Origin of the sequence: Nocardia ninae NBRC 108245 (assembly GCF_007990755.1) — a bacterium.
In the GTDB taxonomy this organism is placed as follows: Bacteria; Actinomycetota; Actinomycetes; order Mycobacteriales; family Mycobacteriaceae; genus Nocardia; species Nocardia ninae.
This window is the reverse complement of sequence record NZ_BJXA01000182.1, coordinates 1-1,687: the sequence shown is the minus strand read 5'-3', so window position 1 is coordinate 1,687 and position 1,687 is coordinate 1. Positions and strand designations below refer to the sequence as shown.

Sequence of the window (1,687 nt, the reverse complement as noted above, 5' to 3'; positions counted from 1 at the left end):
GGCTCTGGCACAAAGTTGTTGGTGCCCTGGCGATTTGGAGTCGGCCGAGTAGTGGTCGATCATGATCCTGGTGTGCTGATCTTGATCTGAAGGTGCTGTTGCCACATCTGGCCGATCTGAGCATCGAGAAGGTCGACCGCCGCGGGCCGACGTTACGGATCGACGCCAGCATCACGAATCGAGGCGCGCGGTGTCCCTACTGCACCCATTGGTCGATTCGGGTGCACAGTCGCTACCAGCGGCGTGTGTCCGATGCCGCGATCGGTGGAGCCGAGACGCTGATCTGCTTGCGAGTGCGCCGGTTCTACTGCGGCAACCCCGACTGCGCCCGCACCACATTCGCCGAACAGGTCCCGGGTCTGACCACCGCCCACGCCCGCCGAACGCCGCTGCTGCGCAGCACGCTGGAGCGGATCGCGTTGTCGCTGGGTGGCCGACCCGGCGAGCGACTGACACACCGGCTGGCCGTGACGGTATCGCGAATGACGTTGCTGCGCTTGATCCGAGCATTACCGGTGCCCGAACCCGGCACGGTGACCGTGCTCGGTGTCGATGATTTCGCCTTCCGCAAGGGCAAGGATTTCGGCAGCGTCCTGGTCGACATGCACACCCATCGGCCGGTGGACCTGTTGCGGGACCGGCTGAACGAGACGTTCGCCGACTGGTTGCGCACCCACCCTGGTGCCACGGTGATCTGCCGTGACCGTGCGGGCGGGTATGCCGAAGGCGCCCGACAGGGAGCGCCGGACGCCATCCAGGTCGCCGATCGCTTTCACCTGCTCTACAACCTCACCGACGCAGTCGACCGGGTGGTCCGTGCCCACCGAAAATGCCTGCAGGATCAGGCCGCGACCGACGCTGTCGCCCAGCACGTTCCCGCGCCGAAGGCTGTTGAGGGGTACCGGGCGGAGCTGACTCGTCAACGGTGGGCCGAGGTCCATGCCTTGTTTGACAAGGGAATCGGCAACACCGCGATCAGCAGGGCGCTCAACCTCGACGAGAAAACGGTGCGCCGCTACGCCCGAGCCTCGAACCCCGACGAGCTGCTGACCCAGCTCCCCGGACGCGGCAGCGCGCTCGACAAGCACACCGCCTACCTGGCCGGGCGCTGGCAGGAAGGGTGCACGAACGCCGCCATCCTGGCCGGAGAGTTGCGCGAGCGTGGCTATCGGGGCAGCGAGCGCCAGGTCCGCCGACTGCTGCAGACCTGGCGGGACGGCACCACGTCACCGACTGCCACGCCGTCCACGGCACCCAAGCCGCGGCAGGTCACCGGCTGGATCATCCGCGCGACGGGTGAGCGAACCGACTCCGAACAGGCTGCACTGACGCGGATTTTGGAGCGTTGCCCGGTCCTCCACTCTGTCGAGAACCTGGTCAGCGACTTCGGCGGGATGCTGCGCCACCGCCGCGGCCAGCACCTGGATGCCTGGATCGCCGCAGCCCAGTCCAGCGGCATCTCCCAGCTCCAAGGGTTCGCTGCCGGCCTGCTCAGGGACTACGACGCGGTCCGCAACGGACTCACCCTCACCTGGAGCAGCGGTGCTGTCGAGGGCACCGTCACGAAATTGAAGGCACTCAAGCGAGCCATGTACGGCCGAGCCAAATTCGACCTCCTCCGGCTCCGCCTGCTACTCGACGCATGACCCAATCATCAACGACACCAACAACTTTGTGCCAGAGCCAG

1 protein-coding gene is annotated in these 1,687 nt (G+C 66.4%); it reads left to right on the top strand.

Features of this window, described 5'->3' with window-relative positions; all coding sequences use genetic code 11:
* The first annotated feature begins 92 nt into the window (after positions 1-92).
* Positions 93-1,646, top strand: a complete 1,554-nt coding sequence (locus NN4_RS44550; RefSeq protein WP_246181453.1) for an ISL3 family transposase — start codon at positions 93-95, stop codon at positions 1,644-1,646.
* Positions 1,647-1,687 lie beyond the last annotated feature (41 nt).